Annotated in this window: 19 protein-coding genes; 7 read left to right on the forward strand and 12 right to left on the reverse strand. The window is 63.3% G+C overall.

Annotation, left to right across the window (positions count from 1 at the left end):
* Positions 1–14 precede the first annotated feature (14 nt).
* Both ACF8R4_RS05815 and ACF8R4_RS05820 read right to left on the reverse strand, forming a co-directional pair.
* Entirely contained in the window at positions 15–374 is a 360-nt protein-coding gene (locus tag ACF8R4_RS05815; RefSeq protein WP_060497981.1) for a PilZ domain-containing protein, read from the reverse strand.
* A gap of 123 nt (positions 375–497) precedes the next feature.
* Positions 498–884, reverse strand: a complete 387-nt coding sequence (locus tag ACF8R4_RS05820; protein ID WP_392491871.1) for a tol-pal system YbgF family protein — start codon at positions 882–884, stop codon at positions 498–500.
* A 216-nt stretch (positions 885–1,100) separates the two neighbouring features.
* On the opposite strand from ACF8R4_RS05820, the gene pyk reads away from it, so the two are divergent.
* Complete coding sequence (gene pyk / locus ACF8R4_RS05825; RefSeq protein ID WP_016713620.1) at positions 1,101–2,555, forward strand: pyruvate kinase; 1,455 nt, start codon at positions 1,101–1,103, stop codon at positions 2,553–2,555.
* 119 nt (positions 2,556–2,674) lie between these two features.
* On the opposite strand, the gene ACF8R4_RS05830 is transcribed toward pyk, so the two are convergent.
* Positions 2,675–3,595, reverse strand: a complete 921-nt coding sequence (locus ACF8R4_RS05830; protein WP_156867679.1) for an iron-sulfur-binding ferredoxin reductase — start codon at positions 3,593–3,595, stop codon at positions 2,675–2,677.
* A gap of 248 nt (positions 3,596–3,843) precedes the next feature.
* On the opposite strand from ACF8R4_RS05830, the gene ACF8R4_RS05835 reads away from it, so the two are divergent.
* Entirely contained in the window at positions 3,844–5,367 is a 1,524-nt protein-coding gene (locus ACF8R4_RS05835; protein WP_051098439.1) for a fumarate hydratase, read from the forward strand.
* Positions 5,368–5,495: 128 nt separating this feature from the next.
* Here the strand turns inward: ACF8R4_RS05835 and ACF8R4_RS05840 are convergent, their stop codons facing one another.
* Positions 5,496–6,086: a GNAT family N-acetyltransferase gene (locus ACF8R4_RS05840; RefSeq protein ID WP_060497983.1), complete on the reverse strand. Its 591-nt coding sequence runs from the start codon at positions 6,084–6,086 to the stop codon at positions 5,496–5,498.
* 115 nt (positions 6,087–6,201) lie between these two features.
* Between ACF8R4_RS05840 and ACF8R4_RS05845 the strand changes: the two genes are divergently transcribed.
* A complete protein-coding gene (locus ACF8R4_RS05845) occupies positions 6,202–6,600 on the forward strand; it encodes a nuclear transport factor 2 family protein (RefSeq protein WP_060497984.1) in 399 nt (132 codons plus the stop codon).
* A gap of 44 nt (positions 6,601–6,644) precedes the next feature.
* Here ACF8R4_RS05845 and ACF8R4_RS05850 read toward each other — a convergent pair whose 3' ends face one another.
* From ACF8R4_RS05850 to ACF8R4_RS05875, 6 genes are all read right to left on the reverse strand, one after another.
* A complete protein-coding gene (locus ACF8R4_RS05850; RefSeq protein ID WP_060497985.1) occupies positions 6,645–7,223 on the reverse strand; it encodes a DJ-1/PfpI family protein in 579 nt (192 codons plus the stop codon).
* A 44-nt stretch (positions 7,224–7,267) separates the two neighbouring features.
* Positions 7,268–8,425, reverse strand: coding sequence for a phosphatidylserine/phosphatidylglycerophosphate/cardiolipin synthase family protein (locus tag ACF8R4_RS05855; RefSeq protein WP_060497986.1), 1,158 nt, complete (start codon positions 8,423–8,425; stop codon positions 7,268–7,270).
* Between the two features lies 1 nt (position 8,426).
* Entirely contained in the window at positions 8,427–9,008 is a 582-nt protein-coding gene (locus ACF8R4_RS05860) for a YceI family protein (protein ID WP_104833364.1), read from the reverse strand.
* A 44-nt stretch (positions 9,009–9,052) separates the two neighbouring features.
* On the reverse strand, positions 9,053–9,349 hold the full coding sequence (locus ACF8R4_RS05865) for a hypothetical protein (RefSeq protein ID WP_060497987.1): 297 nt from the start codon (positions 9,347–9,349) through the stop codon (positions 9,053–9,055).
* Positions 9,346–10,422 (reverse strand): serine hydrolase, encoded by a 1,077-nt coding sequence (locus tag ACF8R4_RS05870; RefSeq protein WP_104833365.1) that lies wholly within the window; start codon positions 10,420–10,422, stop codon positions 9,346–9,348. The genes ACF8R4_RS05865 and ACF8R4_RS05870 overlap by 4 nt, the downstream gene beginning before the upstream one ends.
* Positions 10,423–10,490: 68 nt before the next feature.
* Positions 10,491–11,378: an acyl-CoA dehydrogenase gene (locus ACF8R4_RS05875; RefSeq protein WP_164524160.1), complete on the reverse strand. Its 888-nt coding sequence runs from the start codon at positions 11,376–11,378 to the stop codon at positions 10,491–10,493.
* A 159-nt stretch (positions 11,379–11,537) separates the two neighbouring features.
* On the opposite strand from ACF8R4_RS05875, the gene olsB reads away from it, so the two are divergent.
* The gene (gene olsB, locus ACF8R4_RS05880) at positions 11,538–12,293 is read left to right on the forward strand and encodes an L-ornithine N(alpha)-acyltransferase (protein WP_060497990.1); all 756 of its coding nucleotides are present in this window, start codon (positions 11,538–11,540) and stop codon (positions 12,291–12,293) included.
* Positions 12,293–13,081, forward strand: coding sequence for a lysophospholipid acyltransferase family protein (locus ACF8R4_RS05885; protein WP_156867677.1), 789 nt, complete (start codon positions 12,293–12,295; stop codon positions 13,079–13,081). Before olsB ends, ACF8R4_RS05885 begins: the two co-directional genes overlap by 1 nt.
* 70 nt (positions 13,082–13,151) lie before the next feature.
* Here the strand turns inward: ACF8R4_RS05885 and ACF8R4_RS05890 are convergent, their stop codons facing one another.
* A complete protein-coding gene (locus ACF8R4_RS05890; RefSeq protein WP_060497992.1) occupies positions 13,152–13,736 on the reverse strand; it encodes an ACP phosphodiesterase in 585 nt (194 codons plus the stop codon).
* 150 nt (positions 13,737–13,886) lie between these two features.
* On the opposite strand from ACF8R4_RS05890, the gene ACF8R4_RS05895 reads away from it, so the two are divergent.
* On the forward strand, positions 13,887–14,189 hold the full coding sequence (locus ACF8R4_RS05895; protein ID WP_060497993.1) for a helix-turn-helix transcriptional regulator: 303 nt from the start codon (positions 13,887–13,889) through the stop codon (positions 14,187–14,189).
* A 17-nt stretch (positions 14,190–14,206) separates the two neighbouring features.
* The gene (locus tag ACF8R4_RS05900) at positions 14,207–15,256 is read left to right on the forward strand and encodes an alkene reductase (protein ID WP_392491877.1); all 1,050 of its coding nucleotides are present in this window, start codon (positions 14,207–14,209) and stop codon (positions 15,254–15,256) included.
* A 67-nt stretch (positions 15,257–15,323) separates the two neighbouring features.
* Here the strand turns inward: ACF8R4_RS05900 and ACF8R4_RS05905 are convergent, their stop codons facing one another.
* Positions 15,324–16,193 carry a hypothetical protein gene (locus tag ACF8R4_RS05905; RefSeq protein ID WP_060497995.1) on the reverse strand — a complete coding sequence of 290 codons (870 nt, stop codon included), beginning with the start codon at positions 16,191–16,193 and terminating at the stop codon, positions 15,324–15,326.
* Positions 16,194–16,280 lie beyond the last annotated feature (87 nt).

The following is a 16,280-nucleotide window of genomic DNA, read 5'->3' on the forward strand; positions in this document are numbered from 1 at the left end:
ATTCTAGCGCAGCCTCAGACAGAAGCGTTGGCGGGGTGAAAGCTGAAGTAGTCACGCAACGAATGCACGAACTCGTCGTATTCGCGCGGGGCCTGCAGCAGCATGAAGCCCGAATCATAGTGCCCGGGCGTCTGGTCTTCACGGCACCACAGGCAACTGGCGGTGAGGTTGACGAACTGATGCCCTCCGCCGACCAATGGCATGCGCAGTTGCAGCTCGTAATCCGGCCCGACCAGCACGGGCAGCTGGCTGATGACCATCAAGCCATCTTCGGAGGCATTGCCTAGCTGGCCGATTTCCTGATTGGTAAACCGGTTGAACACCTTGAGGACACAAGGCAGCTGATGGCGTTCGATATGGCGCTTGTTGAACATGATCGCGAGTGTATTCCGTACCTGATGCCAGGAATACAAGGAACTGGCGGTTGTTGTAACAGCTGAGTTACAGATTAGCGCAGCACGCGCTGCAAATCTCGTGAAATAAACCACACCTTGGTGTTAACGCCAAGGTACGGTCGTCACCGGCTTGGCCACCGCCGTTTCACCGCCGCGCAAATGGCCCAGTTTCTCCAGCGTCTGCAGGCGGGCCTGGGCGCGATAGGCATACTCGTTGCCCGGGTACTGCTGGATCAGGTACTGATAGGTCTGCGCGGCATCCACATAAAGCGCCTGGCGCTCCAGGCACTGGCCGCGTAGCAGCGACACCTCGGGGTGGATAAATGGCCGCGCACGGCTGGTGCGGTCGACCTGCGACAGCTCCAGCATGACCCGGGCGCAATCGCCACGGTCGTAGGCACGGTAGGCATTGTTCAGGTGGTGGTCCATCGACCAGCGGGTACAGCTGACGACGCTGGCGGCCAGGGCTAAAACGATCAGGGCTCGCATGGGGATCTCCTTAGATGGGAAGTATATCGGCCGCTATCGGGTTTTCTTCAGCTGCAAGCTGCAAGCTGCAAGAAAAAGCAGCGCCTGCGCCACTCGCGCTTTTACTTGTAGCTTGCAGCTGCCCTACCCAGAAGGTCGCAGGTAGTGCAATGGAACAATGACTACAGCGAGATTCAGGAGTAGCCTTTCGCTGCGCTTCACTATAGGAGTCTGTGCATGAGCATCCGCCGTACCAAAATCGTCGCCACCCTTGGCCCCGCCAGCAACTCGCCGGAAGTGATCGAACAGCTGATCCTCGCTGGCCTGGACGTGGCACGTCTGAACTTCTCCCACGGCACTCCGGACGAGCACAAGGCCCGCGCGCGCCTGATCCGTGACATCGCCGCCAAGAACGGCCGCCATGTAGCGTTGCTGGGCGACCTGCAGGGTCCGAAGATCCGCATCGCCAAGTTCGCCAACAAGCGCATCGAATTGAAGATCGGTGACAAGTTCACCTTCTCTACCGCCCACCCGCTGACCGAAGGCAACCAGGACATCGTCGGTATCGACTACCCCGACCTGGTCAAGGACTGCGGCGTCGGTGACGAACTGCTGCTGGACGATGGCCGCGTGGTCATGCGCGTCGAAACCGCCACTGCAGATGCCCTGCACTGCGTGGTGATCATCGGTGGCCCGCTGTCGGACCACAAAGGCATCAACCGCAAAGGTGGCGGCCTGACCGCACCGGCCCTGACCGAAAAAGACAAGGCCGACATCAAGCTGGCGGCGGAAATGGACCTGGACTACCTGGCCGTGTCCTTCCCGCGTGACGCCAGCGACATGGAATACGCGCGCAAGCTGCGTGACGAAGCCGGTGGCAGCGCCTGGCTGGTGGCCAAGATCGAACGCGCCGAAGCAGTTGCCGACGACGAGACCCTCGACAAGCTGATCGCCGCCTCCGACGCGGTGATGGTTGCCCGTGGCGACCTGGGCGTGGAAATCGGCGACGCCGAGCTGATCGCCATCCAGAAGAAGATCATCCAGCACGCCCGCCGCAACAACAAAGCGGTGATCGTGGCGACCCAGATGATGGAGTCGATGATCCAAAACCCGATGCCGACCCGTGCCGAAGTGTCCGACGTGGCCAACGCCGTGCTGGACAATACCGACGCGGTGATGCTGTCGGCTGAAAGTGCTGCAGGTTCGTACCCGATCGAAGCCGTTCAGGCCATGGCCCGCATCTGCCTGGGCGCTGAAAAGCACCCGACCAGCCAGAAGTCCAGCCACCGCCTGCACACCACCTTCGAGCGCTGCGACGAAAGCATCGCCCTGGCGGCCATGTACACCGCCAACCACTTCCCGGGCGTGAAGGCGATCATCGCCCTGACCGAAAGCGGCTACACCCCGTTGATCATGTCGCGCCTGCGTTCGCACGTGCCGATCTTCGCCCTGTCGCCGCACCGCGCCACCCAGGCACGCGCCAACATGTTCCGTGGCGTGTACCCGATTGCCTTCGACCCGGCTTCGCTGCCGGCCGACAAGGTGAGCCAGGCTGCGGTCGACGAACTGCTCAAGCGTGGTTTGGTGGAGCAAGGTGACTGGGTGATCCTGACCAAGGGTGACAGCTACCACACCATCGGTGGCACCAATGGCATGAAGATTCTGCATGTCGGTGATCCGCTGGTCGGCTGATAGCCCTCGGGGTCCGCTTGACGGCCTCATCGCGACCTTCGGTCGCTACTACAGGGGATCGCAGTTCTCTGTAGGAGCGACCAAAGGTCGCGATGAGGCCGGTACAATCGACACATGCCTCAGGCATGCTCGACAAACACATCAGCAAACACCTGCCCCCGCGGCACCCCGGCAATAAACAGCCGCCGCGCAAACCGCTCAACACTCCCCGGTGCCCCACACACCAGCGCCACCGTCTGCCGTGACGTCAGCCGCAACCCGGCCAGCGCTTCCTCCACATGTTCCGCCATCACCAACTCGGTAGTCACACCTGCCATTCCCTGCAACGGCCCAGCCAGATAATGCCCGGCGCTGTCCTCCGCCACATGCAGCACCCGAATCTCGCCGCGATGACCCTGCCGCACCGCCTCGCGCAGGATGCCCCACAACGGCGCAAGCCCGGTGCCCGCAGCCAGCAGCCATAGAGGCCGGTCCTGCCAGTCCGGATCGTAATGCAACGCCCCGCCTCTGAACTCGCCCAGGCGCAGCACATCACCCACCTGCAAACCACGGGCCTTGTCGCAGAAAGCGCCAGGGCGCCGGCAATCGATGTGGAACTCCAGAAAGTCCTCTTCCCCCGGCAGGCTGGCCAGCGAATACGGCCGCGCTACCGAACCATTCCACAACACCGCATGCTGCCCCGCCTGGTAACGCACCGCCCGTTCAGGCCGCAGCCGCACGCGCAACACATCACCGAACCAATCCAGCGCACAGACATGGGCCGGCACGCCATCGCGCTGCGGGTCGAACAGCGCCACTTGCAGGTCCTCGACCACCCGGCACTGGCAGGCCAGGCGCCAGCCCAGGGCATGCTTGTCCAGCGCCAGGGCCTCGGGCAGGGCATCCAGCGGTTGCCCGGCCAGGCAATGCACCAGGCAGGCATGGCAACTGCCGGCGCGGCAGCTGTAAGGCACGTTGAGCCCGGCATCGTTCAAGGCATCGAGCAGGTTGCTGCCGGTTGGCACCGCCCAGCGGCGCTCGCCCACGCAAAGTTCGGGCATGGTTGGTCGTTCTCCACAAATCACAGTCCACTGTAAGCCAAGCGCGCAACGGCAGCAAAAAGGATGCCCAACCACTGCCGACCATGGTCCAGACCCACCGCAGGTGTGCCCGGCACGGATGCGCGCTATACTGCCGCGCCTTTTTCCGTCGGCCTGACCTGCCGGCGCCTTGCAAGGCGCTTCGACACGCTGGTCGGCACCGTCGAGCGCCGTAATGAATGTTCCCGTCTTTAAGAGGAGCGCGCTGCATGACCGTGATCAAGCAAGACGACCTGATTCAGAGCGTCGCCGACGCCCTGCAATTCATTTCGTACTACCACCCCGTCGATTTCATCCAGGCCATGCACGAGGCCTACCTGCGTGAAGAGTCGCCCGCTGCGCGCGATTCCATCGCCCAGATCCTGATCAACTCGCGCATGTGCGCCACCGGCCACCGCCCGATCTGCCAGGACACCGGTATCGTCACCGTGTTCGTGCGCGTGGGCATGGACGTGCGCTGGGACGGCGCCACCCTGAGCGTCGACGACATGATCAACGAAGGTGTGCGTCGCGCCTACAACCTGCCGGAAAACGTCCTGCGCGCTTCGATCCTGGCCGACCCGGCCGGTGCCCGCAAGAACACCAAGGACAACACCCCGGCAGTGATCCACTACTCCATCGTCCCCGGCGACAAGGTCGAGGTCGATGTCGCAGCCAAAGGCGGCGGCTCGGAGAACAAGTCGAAGATGGCCATGCTCAACCCATCCGACTCGATCGTCGACTGGGTACTGAAGACCGTCCCGACCATGGGCGCTGGCTGGTGCCCGCCTGGCATGCTCGGCATCGGCATCGGCGGTACCGCCGAGAAAGCCGCCGTCATGGCCAAGGAAGTGTTGATGGAGTCCATTGACATCCATGAGCTCAAAGCCCGTGGCCCGCAGAACCGCCTGGAAGAAATCCGTCTGGAGCTGTTCGAGAAGGTCAACCAGCTGGGCATCGGCGCCCAGGGCCTGGGTGGCCTGACCACCGTGCTCGACGTCAAGATCATGGACTACCCGACCCACGCCGCGTCGCTGCCGGTGTGCATGATCCCCAACTGCGCCGCTACCCGCCACGCCCATTTCGTGCTCGATGGCTCCGGCCCGGCCGAGCTGGAAGCACCGTCGCTGGACGCCTACCCGGAAATCGTCTGGGAAGCCGGCCCGAGCGCCCGTCGCGTCAACCTCGACGACATCACCCCGGAAGAAGTCGCCAGCTGGAAGCCGGGCGAGACCATCCTGCTCAACGGCAAGATGCTGACCGGCCGCGATGCTGCGCACAAGCGCATGGTCGAGATGCTCAACCGTGGCGAAGAGCTGCCGGTCGACCTGAAAGGCCGCTTCATTTACTACGTAGGCCCGGTCGACCCGGTCGGTGACGAAGTGGTTGGCCCAGCCGGCCCGACCACCGCCACCCGCATGGACAAGTTCACCCGCCAGATCCTTGAGCAAACCGGCCTGCTGGGCATGATCGGCAAGTCCGAGCGTGGCCCGACCGCCATCGAAGCGATCAAGGACAACAAAGCCGTCTACCTGATGGCCGTGGGTGGCGCTGCCTACCTGGTGGCCCAGGCCATCCGCAAGTCGAAGGTCCTGGCCTTCGCCGAGCTGGGCATGGAAGCGATCTACGAGTTCGAAGTCAAGGACATGCCGGTGACCGTTGCCGTAGACAGCAACGGTGAGTCGGTACACATCACAGGCCCTGCCCTGTGGCAGAGCAAGATTGCCGAGAGCCTGGCAGTCGAAGTGAAGTAAGCCTGATGTAAATGCGGTGCGTTTTTCGCGATAAAACAGCGAAGAGCGCACTGCAGCTTTTACCGGAAGCTACCAAACGGCTCCGGCCAATCCCTGCAGGTAAGTACCTGCCCTTGCTACCCCTCTCTTCATATTGGCAGTTCCTTCAGCCAGTAGGACATCAGTTTGTCGGTGCATTCCGTCTCATCCAGGTCTCGCCAGGCAAAGCTTGTGCGCAACGATGGGTCGTGCAGAAAACCCCGGTTACGCCAGAAGCCGTGCAAGGGTTTGTAGTCTGCTGGCCGCCTCGGGTGCACGCCTGGCCGCTCGACCGCACAGAATGCGCAGTAATCAAATTCGGCCAGCTTGTGCGCGTAAGATTCACGTTCGATGAAGAAGCGCACCCCCAAGCCCTGACCCCGGTATTCCGGCAGTACCAGCGACCCACCGAAGTAGTACACGCTGGCCGGGTCACGCCCTTGGGCCAGGAAAGGCTGCTGGAATTCGGGGGCGACATCCACCAGTGGCAGGCCGGTGGAGGCGCCGACCACCTGGCCGTCGTCCAGCGCCAGCACCACCAGGCTGCGCCCGGAGCGGGTATAGGTAGCGAGGTAGTCGGCCTCGTATTCAGGAGTGCCGTCGTAAAGGTAAGGGAACTCGCGAAACACGCTAAGGCGCAGGCGAGCGAGGTCATCGATGTAAGGCGCGATAGCGGCGCCGTGCAACAGGCGTATTTCCATGCTTGGCGGTCGTTTTGTCGATGTGGATGACGCGCTCGGCTAAGCCGGGCTTGAGGGGAAACCCTATCATCCGGGGCAACGACCGGCCTTTTCCCGACACGACAGGTATTGTTCCATGACCGCTACCGAACTGGTAAATGCTTACTACGCCGCCTTCAACGCCGGTGACATGCAAGGGGTTCTGGCGCTACTGAGCGAGGACGTGATCCACGACATCAACCAGGGCGAGCGGGAGATGGGCAAGGCGCGGTTTGCCGCGTTCATGGACAAGATGAACCGCTGCTACCGCGAGCGCCTGGCCGACATCGTGGTGATGCAGAACGGCGATGGCAGCCGTGCGGCGGCAGAGTTCACAGTACACGGTGAATACCTGGCCGATGACGAAGGACTGCCAGCGGCCAACGGGCAGACCTATGTGCTGTCGGCGGGGGCTTTCTTCTATATCCACTGCGGCAAGATTGCCCGGGTGACCAACTACTACAACCTCAATGACTGGGTTGAGCAGGTTGCCTAAGCCTGTACCGGCCTCTTCGCGGGCTTGCCCGCGAAGAGGCCCTGTCAGGCGATACGGGTACCCAGCACTTTCAGGAATGCCGCCAGCCACGCCGGATGCGCTGGCCATGCAGGGGCCGTGACCAGGTTGCCGTCCACATGTGCCTGGTCCACCGCAATATCAATGAATGTCCCACCCGCCAACCGCACTTCCGGCGCACATGCCGGGTACGCGCTGCATTCGCGCCCTTCCAGCACACCCGCCGCCGCCAGTAGCTGGGCACCGTGGCACACGGCAGCAATCGGCTTGCCTGCCTGGTCAAATGCCCGCACCAGCTCCAGCACCTTTTCATCCAGGCGCAGGTACTCCGGCGCACGGCCACCCGGGATCAGCAGCGCGTCGTAACTCTCGGCCCGCACCCGCACGAAGTCATAATTCAGGGCAAAGTTGTGCCCCGGCTTTTCGCTGTAGGTCTGCTCACCCTCAAAATCATGAATGGCGGTGCGTACCGTCTGCCCCGCCAGTTTTTCCGGGCACACCGCGTGCACCGTGTGGCCGACCATGCTCAAGGCCTGGAACGGCACCATCGCCTCGTAATCCTCGACGTAATCGCCCACCAGCATCAGGATCTTCTTCGCCGTCATCGCACCCACTCCTTCGGTTAACAGATACTGCACGATAGCCCCTGTCAGTCACGGCGGTCGAGCAGGTTGACCACCAGCCGGTCGATCCATCCCCAGATCCGCTGCTTCACCCTGCGCCACAGCGGCCGGGCATGCCAGTGGTCGAGGTCGACTTCCTCGCTCAAGGCAAAGTCACGCTCGAAGCTGGCCACCACAGCCGCCGTCAGTGGCGGGTCCAGCGCCTCAATGTTGGCTTCGAGGTTGAAGCGCAGGTTCCAGTGGTCGAAGTTGCACGAACCAACGCTGACCCAGTCATCTACCACGGCCATCTTCAGGTGCAGGAAGCACGGCTGGTATTCGAAAATCCGCACCCCGGCACGCAGCAGCCGTGGGTAGTAGCGGTGCCCGGCGTAGCGTACCGACGGGTGGTCGGTACGAGGGCCGGTCAGCAACAGGCGCACATCAAGCCCTTTGCTGGCAGCACGGCGTAACGAACGGCGCACGCTCCAGGTCGGCAGAAAATACGGTGTGGCCAGCCATACCCGCTGCTTGCCACTGTTCAGCGCCCGCACCAACGAATGCAGGATGTCCTGGTGCTGGCGGGCGTCGGCATAGGCCACCCGCCCCATGCCTTGCCCTTGCGCAGGCAGTTTAGGCAGGCGCGGCAGGCCAAAGCCTTCGGCAGGGCGCCAGGCGGTGCGGCGGTTGTTGGCGGACCACTGGCGGTCAAACAGCAGTTGCCAGTCGGTAACCACCGGCCCCTGAATCTGCACCATCACCTCATGCCATTCGCTGGTCGCATCGCCCGGCGTCCAGAACTCGTCGGTAACACCCGTGCCGCCCACCACTGCCCAGCGTTCATCCACCAGCAGCAGTTTGCGGTGGTCGCGGTAAAGGTTGCGCAGGCCGCGCTTCCAGCGCAGGCGGTTGTACCAACGCAGGTACACGCCGGCCTCCAGCAGGCGCTGGCGCAAGGCGCTGTTGAACGCCAGCGAGCCATAGTCATCGAACAGGCAGCGCACCCGTACACCGCGCCGGGCGGCCTGTTCCAACGCCTCGACCACGGCTTCGGCACACGCGCCAGCCTCGACCAGATACAACTCCAGATCGACCTGGAACTCAGCACGCACGATCGCCGTGAGCATGCGCGGAAAGAACTCGGGGCCGTCGATCAGCAGTTCGAACTGGTTGCCATCCCGCCAGGGGAAGACCGGCCCCGGCATGTCAGCGGGCGGTGAAGATCAGCACCGCGCTAACCGGCACCGACGGGTTGATGGACTTGAGCCCGGCGAGCTTGCGCAGGGTTTGCAGCCCAGGCAGCAGGCCGAAATCCTCGGCACGTAGCACCAGAGGTTCGAGGGTTACCACCTGAAAGCGTCGCTCATCCAGACGCGTGGCCAGAAGCAGGGCGTTGTAGCTGTGCGACTGGCCATGCAGGATAACGGTAAGCGGCAGACGCAGTTCGATCTGGGCACCGTTGGCCAGGTCGTTGATTGGCCGCAGGTCCAGTTGCGCCTGCACCTTGGCTTCGGCAAAACGCTCGACCTCGAACAGGTCGTCACGCATACGCTCGTCACGCAGCGGGATGCCGCTGCTGACCGAATCCATCTCGATACTCAAGCCGGCCGCCCCCTTGCGGTCGACCTTGCCATGCAGCACCAGAAAGCGATGCACCTCGGCCGTGTCACCGTTCTTGCCGGTAATGAACGACAGGCGCGACGATTCGCCATCGAGGTGCCAATTGGCGTGGGCGGGCAGGCACAAAGCCAGCAGCAGGGCAGGCAAAAGACGGGGCAGCTTGAACATGACAGATCTCGTGAAACCAGGCCGCCAACCTTACCCGCCCGCCTTCATGGCAGCAAGCGGCAGCCCTCGCGCGGGCCCAGCCAGGCAGCCTGGTTGCGCCGCCCCAGGCCCTCGGCAGTGATGTGTCGCTGCGAGGTGTTTTCCTCAAGCAGGCTCAGTGGCAGCCACTGTTTTACATAGCCTTGGCAATACGCCTGCTCGAAGCTCATGACGAAGCGGCACGAGCAGTATTCCTTGGCCGAGTAGGCCGAGAGAATGCCAGGGAAGTCTGCCAGGGCCTGACGCTCGTACCAGGCCCAGAACACCAGCCCCGACAGCACCAGCAGCAGTACGCGTTTCATGCCCCCTCCCCGGCCAGTGCCGCCAGCACTCGCTTGAGCAGTTCGTCATGCTGGTAAGCGCCGTCCCGGTCATCGGCATAGCGCACGATCACCAGCTTTTGCCTGGGCAAGATGTACAGCGCCTGGCCCCAATGGCCCAGGGCGGCGAAGGTGTCTGCGGGTGCATTTGGCCAAGGCCGTGTAGCGCCGGCCAGCGGCTGGTTGAGCCACCAGTGGCCGCCTGGGTTGGCCTCTGCGGGGACAGGTTCGGCATGGGCAAACGGCGTACGGTTGAAGGCCACCCAGGCCTTGGGCAACAGTTGCCGGCCTTGCCACCGCCCCTCGCGTTGCATCAGCAAGCCGATACGGGCCAGGTCACGGGCGCTGAGGTAGAGGTAGGAAGAGCCCACATAGGTGCCCGCCTGGTCACGTTCCCACACCGCGCTGTCGATACCCAGCGGGGTGAATAATGCGTACCAGGGGTAATCGGCGTACTGCCCGGCATCGAGCATGCCGCGCAGTGCGGCGGCCAGCAGGTTGCTGTCGCCACTGGAATAGAGGAACCGCTGGCCAGGGCTGGCCGTCGTACCTCGGGCTGCCGTGTAGGCGGCCATGTCTTCGTGGCCACGGGTATACAGCATGGCCACCACCGAGGACTTGAGCGGGGCGTATTCGTAGCCTTCCTGCCAGTCCAGGCCACTGGCCCAGTGCAGCAGGTCGGTCATGCGCACGCCCGGGTGGGTGCGCATGGCGGGATAGAAACGCGCGACCGGATCTTGCAACTGGAAGCGTCCCTCTCCTTGGGCCACGCCCATCAGCGTGGCGAGTACGCTTTTGCTGACCGACCAGGTCAGGTGTGCGGTGGCGGCAGTGGTGGGGGCGGCGTAGCGTTCGTGGAGGATGCGGCCATCGCGGATGATCAGCAGGGCGTCGGTGCGGATGCCGCTGCGGTCTGGGGTACGGGTGGGGAAGGCGTAAGTGTCGACGGCTTGCCAGTTGAGGGTGTCAGGGTCGGTCTGCCATTGCGGATCAGGCCAGTTTTCAGCCCAGGCGCTGCCCGAAACCATCGCAATGATGACCAACAGTACCTTCATTGTGATCGCCTTGATTGGGGCCGCTTTGCGGCCCCAGATTCAGAAAATCATGAAAAACTAGCAGGCATTCATGACAATCCCGCAGCAGCCCAGGCTTTGTTCAGCCGCTTCTCCCGGGCCGCCGCCGCCAGCGCCATCACCCCTTGGTCCCGCTGCCAGATCTGCGCCCAATGCGCCGGCCCCGCTGCCAAGGCCGCATCAATCGCCCCCCGCAACGCCTGGAACTGCGCAAACAACCCACCCAGCAGCAAATGGCACCCCACACTGTCGGCACACTGCCGGCTGCCCTCGGCACACCCGGCCAGCAATCCAAGCAATTGCAGCCGCAACCCCTGCGGCCAGGCGCACGCCTGTCCGACGCCATATAACCAGGCCGTCAACGCCGCCAGCACATACAAGTCTTCCAGCGAGCGGAACGGTTTCACATAGGCATCCCAACCGTCACCGGCCAGCAACTCGCACGCGGCCTGCTCCAGCACCAGCCGGCCATGGCCCACTTCCGGCATCAACGGCAGGGTTGGTAGCGGTTCGAGCGTTACCCCAGGCTCCCCGGGATAGACCACCGCCAGGTTCAACTGTGGCGCCGCACCAGCCGCCTCGCTACGCGCGGCCACCAGTAGCCACTCGGCATCCAGCCCGGCCGTGACGAAATCCTTGCTGCCCGTGAGCCGCAAGTGGTCGAGCCGCGTATGCATGTCCGCTGGCCGCACGCTGCGCCGCTCGGTGGCGCACAGGGCACCGAGGCTTGGCGGGGCACTGGGCCACAGCACACGCAAGGCAGCCTGGTAACCCACCAGGAACGCCAGGCCCGGCGTGGCCATCGCACGCCCGCCCAACACCGCCAGTTCAAAAGGGGCAACCGGGCCGAGGCGCTCAAGCAGCGCGGCGTAGGTTTCGCCAAGGGTGCCCGCCAGCGCTTGGCGAAGCGGGTCGTTCAGTCGTTGCAACCAGGCCATGTGACGGCTCCTTGCTGGGGCTTTCTGGTCAAGGTTCTAGGGGTGTCACGCAAGCATCACCAAAGATTCACAGGGGTGACACCGCGTCTACCTAGGCTGACTTTGCACAACAAAGCCGACCGGCCGCAACCCTTCATGGCTGGCTTATGGAGACTCGCAATGACTCGGATCGCTCTCTCTGGCGACAACAGCACTGAACGCCGTCTGCAAGCCGAACGCCTGGTTGGCGCCACGGCGCTGCAAGAGGCCCAGGCCCTGCGCTACAAAGTGTTCAGCGCAGAATTCAAGGCCAAGCTCAAGGGCGCCGAGCAAGGTCTGGACATGGACGACTACGACGTGCATTGCCGCCACATTGGTGTTCGCGACCTTTGCACCGGCGAGCTGGTCGCCACAACCCGTCTGCTCGACCACCAGGCCGCCAGCAGCCTGGGCCGCTTCTACAGCGAAGAAGAGTTCAGCCTGCACGGTCTGTTGCAGCTGCAAGGGCCCATCCTCGAACTGGGTCGTACCTGCGTCGCCCCCGACTACCGCAACGGCGGCACCATCGCCGTGCTGTGGGGCGAACTGGCCGAAGTGCTCAATGAAGGCCGCTACAGCTACCTGATGGGCTGTGCCAGCATCCCCATGCAAGACGGCGGCGTGCAAGCCCATGCCGTGATGCAGCGCCTGCGTGACCGCTACCTGTGCACCGAGCACCTGCGCGCCGAGCCGAAGAACCCGCTGCCGAACCTGGCCCTTCCGAATAACGTCATCGCCGAAATGCCACCGTTGCTCAAGGCCTACATGCGCCTGGGCGCAAAAATTTGCGGCGAGCCGTGCTGGGACGAAGACTTCCAGGTGGCTGACGTGTTCATCCTGCTCAAGCGCGACGAACTGTGCCCGCGCTACGCGCGCCACTTCAAGGCGGCCGTCTGATGCCGAAGCTGCGGGTAATGACCCGCCTGGCTCGACTGCTGTTGGTACTGTTGCTGGGCATGCTGATGGCGAGCCTGATCGCCCTTGGCGAACGCCTGGGCTACAAGGCCCCCATCGAACGCCGCCAGCGCTGGACCTGCCTGTTCATGAAGCGCCTGGTCGCCGCCCTGCCCTTCGACGTGCGTGTGGTGGGCGAACTGCCGCAGCGGCCGATGCTGTGGTTGAGTAACCATGTTTCCTGGACCGACATCCCCTTGCTGGGCATGCTGCTGCCACTGTCGTTCCTGTCCAAGGCCGAGGTGCGTCACTGGCCAGTAGCCGGCTGGCTGGCGGAAAAAGCCGGAACGCTGTTCATTCGACGTGGCGGTGGCGACAGCCAGCGCCTGCGCGAGCAGATCGCCGGGCAACTGGGCCTGGCCCGGCCGCTGCTGATCTTCCCCGAAGGCACCACCACCAGCGGTCGCACCTTGCGCACCTTCCATGGCCGGCTGCTGGCAGGTGCCATCGACCGGGGTGTGGCGGTGCAGCCGGTGGCAATTCAGTACTTGCGCGATGGCCAGATCGACCCGATTGCACCGTTCATTGGCAATGATGATTTGGTGTCGCACCTGATGCGCCTGTTCGCCCAGCCGCGGGGGGAGGTTTGCATTCACCTGCTGCAGCCGATTGGCAGTGTGGGTAAAGAGCGGGCGGTACTGGCGTTGCAGGCGCAACAGGCGATTCAGCTGGCGTTGTTCGGAGTTGAGGAAGTGGAAGCAGTGCCAAGGCGGCAAGCGCGGGCTGCCTGAGGATTTGCACTGCCAGTGCTGGCCCTTTCGCGGGTAAACCCGCGAAGAGGCCGGCACTACCAATACAAAACTAACTGCCAGACATCCGACCCGCCGCCGCAAACGCCTGCAACTGCGGGTAAAACTCCCGGAAGTCCGCCAGCAGCGGCTCATACAACCGCTCCAGCTCCCCCATCACACCGGCCATCCCCTCCGGCCGGGACAGTCTGCGGGCAATACCGTTGAACACTTGCTCCAGCGTGGCAAACTCGCCATACGCCCCCAGCCAGTCATCCGCTGCCATGAACGGCGCAATCCGCCCCAGCCGCCCCGGCAGCTCGGGCTCCGCCAACAACACCCGATAAAAATCCCCGGTGAACTGCGCCAGCGGCTGCTCGGCATAGTCCTGCCAATGCCGCGCCAGGCAATGATCAAAAAACACGTCCAGGACAATGCCAGCGAAGCGCCGCCGCTCGCGCGGAAAGCGCGCCAGTGCCGCCAGCACCAACGGGTGCTGGTCGGTGTAGCTGTCGATATGCCGGTGCAACCGTATGGCCGCCTCCAGGGCAGGCGGAAAGCGCCCTTCCAGCGAACCTTTGACAAAGTCGCCATACAGGCTGCCAAGCAGTTGTTGCGGCGCCGGGCCGCCCAGGTGCAGGTGCGCAAGGTAGTTCATGCGCGCAGTCTAGCACCGCTCGCTCCTATATCGTTATAACGCGATATAGCGATTCGTGCTCAGCTCAGAACCTCTTCATATTTGTATATCGGTAACTGACGATTTACATTTCGTTCCATCGCGATATACCGCTACAACGAGCCTCACCCCATGCCTCTCGATCTCGACGAAATAATAAAAGCGCTGGCCCACCCGGTCAGGCGAGAAATCCTCAGCTGGCTGAAAGACCCGGCAACGCAGTTCCCCGACCAGTACCACAGCACCGAGAACGGTGTGTGTGCCGGGCAGATCGACCAACGCTGCGGCCTGTCGCAGTCGACCGTCTCTGCCCACCTGGCCACCTTGCAGCGCGCCGGGCTGATCCGCAGCCAGAAGATCGGCCAATGGCACTTCTTCAAACGCGACGAAGCCACCATCGAGGCGTTCCTCGAACAACTGCGCCAAACACTTTGACAAAGCAGGTAACCGCTATGACCACGCTTTTCGATCCGATCACCCTGGGCGACCTGCAACTGCCCAACCGCATCATCATGGCCCCACTCACCCGCTGCCGTGCCGACGAAGGCCGCGTACCCAATGCGCTGATGGCCGAATACTACGTGCAGCGCGCCAGCGCCGGGCTGATCCTCAGCGAAGCGACGTCGGTCAGTGCCATGGGGGTCGGCTACCCGGATACCCCCGGTATCTGGAACGATGAGCAGGTACGTGGCTGGAACAACGTCACCAAGGCTGTGCATGCCGCAGGCGGACGCATCTTCCTGCAACTGTGGCACGTTGGCCGTATCTCCCACCCCAGCTACCTGAACGGCGAGCTGCCGGTGGCCCCCAGCGCGATCCAGCCCAAGGGGCATGTAAGCCTGGTGCGCCCGTTGAGTGACTACCCCACCCCACGCGCGCTGGAAACCGAAGAAATCATCGACATCGTCGAGGCCTACCGCAGCGGTGCCGAGAATGCCAAGGCGGCTGGCTTTGATGGTGTAGAAATCCACGGCGCCAACGGTTACCTGCTCGATCAGTTCCTGCAAAGCAGCACCAACCAGCGCACAGACCGCTACGGCGGCTCGCTGGAAAACCGTGCGCGCCTGCTGCTGGAAGTGACCGATGCGGCCATCGAGGTGTGGGGCGCGAACCGCGTGGGCGTGCACCTGGCACCGCGCGCCGATGCACACGACATGGGCGATGCCGACCGCGTCGAAACCTTTACCTACGTGGCCCGTGAACTGGGCAAGCGTGGCATTGCCTTTATCTGCTCGCGGGAGAAGGAAGCCGATGACAGCATTGGCCCGCGGATCAAGGAAGCGTTTGGCGGCCCGTACATCGTCAACGAGCGGTTTGACAAAGCCAGTGCCAATGCGGCGCTGGCCAGCGGCAAGGCCGATGCTGTAGCGTTTGGCGTGCCGTTCATCGCCAACCCCGACCTGCCGGCGCGGCTGGCGGTGGATGCGCCACTGAACGAAGCGCGACCCGAGACCTTTTATGGCAGGGGGCCGGTGGGGTACATCGATTATCCGCGGTTGTAATCGAGATTGCCGGGGCCGCTTTGCGGCCTTGTGTCGCGATAGGAGGGCAAAGCCCTCCCATGAATTGTCACTGCCGGGTGTTGATCTGCTGTTGCAGGTTCTGAATCTGGCTCTGCAAGGTATTCAGGTTCCGCGTCATCTGTGCCCGGAAAGCATCGAACTCCTGCACCGAAGCACCACCGGGCGCCGCCGCAGCCGGGCGGTTGTCGATCTGGCTCTTGAGCACCAGCATGTCCTGCTCCAGGCCTTGAATGGCAGCGCTCGGGTTTCCCTGCTTCTTCAGCGCCGCGATATCGCTGCCCAGGCTCTTGAGCTGCCCGTCCAGCTTGCCGCCATCCACCTGCGCGGCCTTCAGCGCGGCAACCTGCTCATTCAACCCCTTGAACTGGGCATCCAGCTTGCCCCCATCCACCTGGCCCGAACGCAGCGCGGCCAGTTCGCCATTCACCAGCTTCAACTGCGCCTGCAACTGGCTTTGCAGCTCGGTCACAGCCTTCTGCTGCTCACGGGTATCAGCCAGCACCTGCTCCAGGCGCTTGCCCAGGTCACCGGTCTGCCCGGCCACACCTTTCTGCAACTGGCGCAGTTGAAGCTTCAATGCCTCGCTGCTGGTGGTAGCGCCAGACTCACTGGCATCCACCTTGCCGCTGATCGCCTGCAGACGCCCTGCCGCTTCTTCACTGATGCGGGCAAAACTTTCCTGGGTTGCCACCAGTTGCTGCTCCATCAACGAGATCTGCTGGAAGCTCCACCAACCCAGGCCTGCCAAGGCGATGAACGATGCACCGAGCAACGCCCACAACGGCGCCGTGCTTGGCCCGCGCGCGGCCTTCTGGCGGCTGCGCACTACGTGCGCCGGCATCAGTTCGTCATCATCAACGGTGCCCGCCCGCAAGGTAGGCACGTCATCGTAGTCATCGTGAGCATGGTTACGCATGGATACATTCAACCGCGGTAGTCGCAAAGAGGCACGAGTATAAACCGCCAGCGCGGCGCATTGATGACCATTGTCAGCCCTGCGGCT

It is taken from the genome of Pseudomonas sp. FYR_2 (genome assembly GCF_043106425.1).
Lineage (GTDB): Bacteria > Pseudomonadota > Gammaproteobacteria > Pseudomonadales > Pseudomonadaceae > Aquipseudomonas > Aquipseudomonas monteilii.

Excerpts from the sequence above, each read along its gene's own strand:
- ACF8R4_RS05850 (WP_060497985.1), bottom strand. The coding sequence starts at position 7,223 with ATGACGGCGAAGAAGATCCTGATGCTGGTGGGCGATTACGTCGAGGAT.
- ACF8R4_RS05830 (WP_156867679.1), bottom strand. The coding sequence starts at position 3,595 with ATGCCCGAACTTTGCGTGGGCGAGCGCCGCTGGGCGGTGCCAACCGGC.
- ACF8R4_RS05845 (WP_060497984.1), top strand. The coding sequence starts at position 6,202 with ATGACCGCTACCGAACTGGTAAATGCTTACTACGCCGCCTTCAACGCC.
- ACF8R4_RS05870 (WP_104833365.1), bottom strand. The coding sequence starts at position 10,422 with ATGAAGGTACTGTTGGTCATCATTGCGATGGTTTCGGGCAGCGCCTGG.
- ACF8R4_RS05895 (WP_060497993.1), top strand. The coding sequence starts at position 13,887 with ATGCCTCTCGATCTCGACGAAATAATAAAAGCGCTGGCCCACCCGGTC.
- ACF8R4_RS05860 (WP_104833364.1), bottom strand. The coding sequence starts at position 9,008 with ATGTTCAAGCTGCCCCGTCTTTTGCCTGCCCTGCTGCTGGCTTTGTGC.
- ACF8R4_RS05815 (WP_060497981.1), bottom strand. The coding sequence starts at position 374 with ATGTTCAACAAGCGCCATATCGAACGCCATCAGCTGCCTTGTGTCCTC.
- ACF8R4_RS05820 (WP_392491871.1), bottom strand. The coding sequence starts at position 884 with ATGCGAGCCCTGATCGTTTTAGCCCTGGCCGCCAGCGTCGTCAGCTGT.
- ACF8R4_RS05865 (WP_060497987.1), bottom strand. The coding sequence starts at position 9,349 with ATGAAACGCGTACTGCTGCTGGTGCTGTCGGGGCTGGTGTTCTGGGCC.
- ACF8R4_RS05855 (WP_060497986.1), bottom strand. The coding sequence starts at position 8,425 with ATGCCGGGGCCGGTCTTCCCCTGGCGGGATGGCAACCAGTTCGAACTG.
- ACF8R4_RS05840 (WP_060497983.1), bottom strand. The coding sequence starts at position 6,086 with ATGGAAATACGCCTGTTGCACGGCGCCGCTATCGCGCCTTACATCGAT.
- ACF8R4_RS05875 (WP_164524160.1), bottom strand. The coding sequence starts at position 11,378 with ATGGCCTGGTTGCAACGACTGAACGACCCGCTTCGCCAAGCGCTGGCG.
- ACF8R4_RS05890 (WP_060497992.1), bottom strand. The coding sequence starts at position 13,736 with ATGAACTACCTTGCGCACCTGCACCTGGGCGGCCCGGCGCCGCAACAA.
- olsB (WP_060497990.1), top strand. The coding sequence starts at position 11,538 with ATGACTCGGATCGCTCTCTCTGGCGACAACAGCACTGAACGCCGTCTG.
- ACF8R4_RS05900 (WP_392491877.1), top strand. The coding sequence starts at position 14,207 with ATGACCACGCTTTTCGATCCGATCACCCTGGGCGACCTGCAACTGCCC.
- ACF8R4_RS05885 (WP_156867677.1), top strand. The coding sequence starts at position 12,293 with ATGCCGAAGCTGCGGGTAATGACCCGCCTGGCTCGACTGCTGTTGGTA.
- pyk (WP_016713620.1), top strand. The coding sequence starts at position 1,101 with ATGAGCATCCGCCGTACCAAAATCGTCGCCACCCTTGGCCCCGCCAGC.
- ACF8R4_RS05905 (WP_060497995.1), bottom strand. The coding sequence starts at position 16,193 with ATGCGTAACCATGCTCACGATGACTACGATGACGTGCCTACCTTGCGG.
- ACF8R4_RS05835 (WP_051098439.1), top strand. The coding sequence starts at position 3,844 with ATGACCGTGATCAAGCAAGACGACCTGATTCAGAGCGTCGCCGACGCC.